Source organism: Hydrogenophaga sp. (assembly GCF_041633695.1).
Classification (GTDB): Bacteria; Pseudomonadota; Gammaproteobacteria; order Burkholderiales; family Burkholderiaceae_C; genus Hydrogenophaga.
The window spans coordinates 1-3806 of record NZ_JBFJMY010000400.1; the positions used below are offsets into that span (position 1 = coordinate 1).

Consider the following 3806-nt stretch of genomic DNA (forward strand, 5'->3'; position numbering starts at 1 on the left):
GGCCGTGCCCTGGTAGCCGACGAGCTGGGCCGCATCGGCCAACTGGGTGGTGCCGCCCTTTCCATCTTTGCTTCCCAGACCCACGACGAGCTCACCAGCCTTATTGATCTTGTAGCTGGTGGAGCCCACATGCGAGCCCTTCTTCAGCGGGGCGCAACGGTCGAGCACGTAGCGCGCGTATTCGATGACCTTGGCGCCGCGCTTGGGGTTGTAGCCGCCTTTTTTGCCGACCTTGCCGCAACCCTTGTCTTCGCTGATGACATCGGTGCCGTAGAGCGCGTCGTACAGGCTGCCCCAGCGCGCGTTGGCCGCGTTGAGCGCGTAGCGCGCGTTCAGGATCGGCACCACCAGCTGCGGGCCGGCCTGCACGGCCAGTTCGTCGTCCACGTTTTTGGTGGTGGCCTTGACCTTCTTGGGCGCGGGCACGAGGTAGCCGATGGTTTCGAGAAACTTGCGGTAGGCCACCATGTCGCGCACCGGGCCGGGGTTGGCGCTGTGCCAGGTGTCCAGCGAGGTCTGCAGGCGGTCGCGCTCGGCCAGCAGGGCGGCGTTCTTGGGTGCGAGGTCGTGCACGATGGCGTTGAAGCCTTGCCAGAAGGTTTCGCTGGACACGCCGGTGCCGGGCAAGACCTGCTGGTCGATGAAGTCGGCCAGTTCGGTGGCTACCTGCAGGCCGTGGATGGTGGTGCGTTGGGTCATGGAGTCTTCCCTTTCAGAGTCAATAAAACGGATTCAAAAATGGTGGATGTGCTCTCAGGCAGCCGCGTCAAGCCGAATCAGCACGTCGCGCAGGCTCTGGCCGATGTGGTGCGGCTGCGTGCCCAATTCCTCGAAGGGTGCGTTCTGCCGGTTGACCCACAGGGTCTGGTAGCCGTACCAGGTGGCGGCCAGGGCGTCCCAGCTGTTGGAGCTGACGAACAGGGTTTCGGCGGCGGGCACGCCGGTGGCGGCGGGGCCGAGCGCATAGGCTTCGGGTGCGGTCTTGAACAGGCGCACCGGGTCGACGCTGATCACGTGGTCGAGCAGGTCTTGCAGGCCGGCGCTGCGCACCGAAATGCCCAGCATGTCCGGGTCGCCATTGGACAGGATGCCGGTTTTCAGGCCGCGCTCGCGCAGGCCGGTGAGCACGGCGCGGGTTTCGGGAAAGCCCGACAGGTGCCGGTACTGGCCCATCAGCGCGCGGTGCTTGTCTTCGAAACCGTCTCGGTCCCACTCGGCGCGGGCGCGCGGCTCGATCGCCTTGATGGTGTAACGCAGCGCGGCTTGGGTGAGTTCCCAGAACGGGCGGTAGTGCGCACCGTGGTTGCTGGTGGTGATGAGGCGCGTGTACTCGATCTGTTTGTCGCGCCAGAGCAGCGCTATGCGCTTGCCCTGGCCGGGAAACAGCTGCTCGGCGAGCAGGGCGATGCTGTACACATCGAACAGCGTGCCATAGGCGTCAAAGAGAACGGCGCGGGGCTTTTTCATCTCTCCGACTGTATTCGATACTTGCAAGCCTATTGATTCACATAAGTTTCTTTTATCTGTGACTTTTATGGGGCGAATGGAGGGCGCTTACAGGCTTTGCCAGCCACGCCAGAGCATCCATGCCGCGCCCAAGACCAACAACCAACCCACCGACTGACCGGCCAACACCTGTGTGCGGCCGCTGCCGCCCAGCCACCGCTTGAACCGCACACCGCCGATGGCCACGAGCCCGTACACGGCCAACTGGGTGAGGGCAATGATGGTGCCCATTGCCAAGGCTTGCGCGGTGAGCGAGCCGTGTTCCGGCCGTATGAATTGTGGAAACACCGCCACCATGAACAAATAGGCTTTGGGGTTGAGCAAGCAAGACACCAGGCCGCGCAGAAACGTGTTGGACCACGACCGCGAGGGACCGGCGCGCACCTCACCGAGCGCAGACGCACCGCGCACCAGCGACCAGCCGATCCAGCCCAGGTAGAGCGCTCCCGCGAACAGCATCACATCGAAGAGGTGCGGCACGGCCTGCAAAGCCAGGCCCACGCCCAGGCCGGCCATCACGGTGTGCACCACGCCGCCTGCGACCACGCCGGCGGTGGCAGCCAGTCCGCTTTTGAGTCCGTCCACCAAGCTGCTGCCGAGCACAAAGGCCATATCCATGCCGGGCAAGGCGATGATGCCGAGCACCAGCAAAAAGAACAGTCCAAGCTGGGGGTTGTGGGGAATGAGGGTCCAGTCCATGGGGTTGTTGAACAGCAGTTGAGGGAGCTCGATCTTGCGGCACCAAACACGACATGGCATGTCGTGTTTAAATTCCAAAAGGAAATTTTTGCCGCCATGAAATCCAGCCGCCTGTTGTCGATCCTGATGTTGTTGCAGTCCCGGGGGCGGTTGACCGCACCCGCTTTGGCGCGGGCGCTGGAGGTGTCCACCCGCACCATCCTGCGCGACATCGACCAGCTCTCGGCGGCGGGTGTGCCCTTGTGGAGCGAGCGCGGGCGCGAAGGGGGCTTTCGGCTGCGCGAAGGCTGGAGCACCCAGCTCACCGGCATGACCGAGCCCGAATCGCAGGCGTTGTTGCTGGCCGGTTTGCCGGTGGCCGCCACCGATCTCGGGCTGGGTGCCGCTGCAGCTTCGGCCCAGTTGAAGATGGTGGCCAGTCTGCCGGCCGAGTGGCGCGAGCAGGCCGAGCGCGTGGGCGCGCGCCTGCACATCGATCCGGTCGACTGGTACCGCGCCAAGGAAACCCCGGCCCATTTGCGCGCAGTGGCCGAGGCCGTGTGGCAGGGGCGGCGCATCGCGGTGCGGTACGAGAGCTGGCGCGGCCAGACCGAACGCCAGTTGGAGCCGCTGGGTCTGGTGCTGAAGGCGGGCACCTGGTATTTGGCGGCCCGGGTGCAGGGGCAAACGGCCGTGCGCAGCTACCGCCTCGCGGCGGTGCTGGCCTTGCGCCCGTTGTCCACCCGTTTCAAACGGCCGGCCGATTTTGATCTGGCGGCGTACTGGCAGGCTTCGTCGGCGCGGTTCGAGGCCGAGTTGAAGCGCTTGCAAGCGCGGCTGCGGGTATCGCCCCGCGCGCTGCACTGGTTGCGCCATGCGCGCACACCGTTCACCCTGGCAAGCGCCGATGAAGCACACGACGGAGCCTCCGGTGCACCCCTGGCCTGGGTCCAGGTGCTGCTGCCCATCGAGTCGATCGAACACGGCGCGCGGCACTTGCTGTCTTTCGGGGCCGAGGTGGAGGTGCTGGAACCGCTGGCCCTGCGCCAGGCCTTGCGGGATCAGGTGGTGGCCATCGCGGCCATGTACGCCGGCTCGGATTGAACAGCCCGGTGGTACGGGTTCAGCCCATCTGGTCGCTGAGCGTGCGCGCGGCGGCCAGCACCGCTTGCAGGTAGCGTTCGTTGAAGCGGTGCACCGGCATGGTCAGCGTCAGGCTGGCGGCGATGGCGCCGTTGGCGTGGAACACCGGCGCCGAGATGCCGGCCACTTCGGCCAGGCGGTCGCCCACCGCGCTGAAGAAACCCTGCTCGCGAATGCGGGCGTACAAGCGCTTGTCGGCCTGTTTGGGGGGCGCGCTGTCGTCGCCCGCGCCGTAGGCGGCCAGCACGCGCGCGCCGGTGCCCCGGTCCAGCGGCAGCACGTCGCCGGCGCGGATGTGGTCGCGCACCGGGTGCGGTGAATCCACGCGGTAGAGGCACAGGCGCGTCTGGTTCGGCGCCTGGCCCTGGCGCACGTGGTAGGCCGCGCTCTCGCCGGTGGCGGCCACCAGCTGGCGCAGCACGGGCATGACGATGCGGTCGAGCGAGAACGAGGCGGCGTAGATGCCGTGCAGCCGCGCC

4 protein-coding genes and 1 pseudogene are annotated in these 3806 nt (G+C 66.4%); 1 reads left to right on the plus strand and 4 read right to left on the minus strand.

Annotated elements, in window-relative coordinates; all coding sequences use genetic code 11:
• The 3 genes and pseudogenes from ABYB95_RS18905 to ABYB95_RS18915 form a co-directional block, all read right to left on the minus strand.
• Positions 1 to 699 (minus strand): annotated as a pseudogene (locus ABYB95_RS18905) (malate synthase G); the annotation flags it as partial.
• Between the two features lie 54 nt (positions 700 to 753).
• On the minus strand, positions 754 to 1467 hold the full coding sequence (locus tag ABYB95_RS18910; protein ID WP_372660373.1) for a haloacid dehalogenase type II: 714 nt from the start codon (positions 1465 to 1467) through the stop codon (positions 754 to 756).
• 87 nt (positions 1468 to 1554) lie between these two features.
• The gene (locus ABYB95_RS18915; protein ID WP_372660376.1) at positions 1555 to 2265 is read right to left on the minus strand and encodes a LysE family translocator; all 711 of its coding nucleotides are present in this window, start codon (positions 2263 to 2265) and stop codon (positions 1555 to 1557) included.
• 36 nt (positions 2266 to 2301) lie between these two features.
• On the opposite strand from ABYB95_RS18915, the gene ABYB95_RS18920 reads away from it, so the two are divergent.
• Positions 2302 to 3288 (plus strand): helix-turn-helix transcriptional regulator, encoded by a 987-nt coding sequence (locus ABYB95_RS18920; protein ID WP_372660379.1) that lies wholly within the window; start codon positions 2302 to 2304, stop codon positions 3286 to 3288.
• 19 nt (positions 3289 to 3307) lie between these two features.
• On the opposite strand, the gene ABYB95_RS18925 is transcribed toward ABYB95_RS18920, so the two are convergent.
• On the minus strand, positions 3308 to 3806 hold a 499-nt coding region (locus ABYB95_RS18925; RefSeq protein WP_372660382.1), incomplete at its 5' end, for an IclR family transcriptional regulator.

What these genes read in the sequence shown, in the direction of transcription:
- ABYB95_RS18910 (WP_372660373.1), bottom strand. Translation starts at nt 1,467, where the DNA reads ATGAAAAAGCCCCGCGCCGTTCTCTTTGACGCCTATGGCACGCTGTTC.
- ABYB95_RS18920 (WP_372660379.1), top strand. Translation starts at nt 2,302, where the DNA reads ATGAAATCCAGCCGCCTGTTGTCGATCCTGATGTTGTTGCAGTCCCGG.
- ABYB95_RS18915 (WP_372660376.1), bottom strand. Translation starts at nt 2,265, where the DNA reads ATGCCATGTCGTGTTTGGTGCCGCAAGATCGAGCTCCCTCAACTGCTG.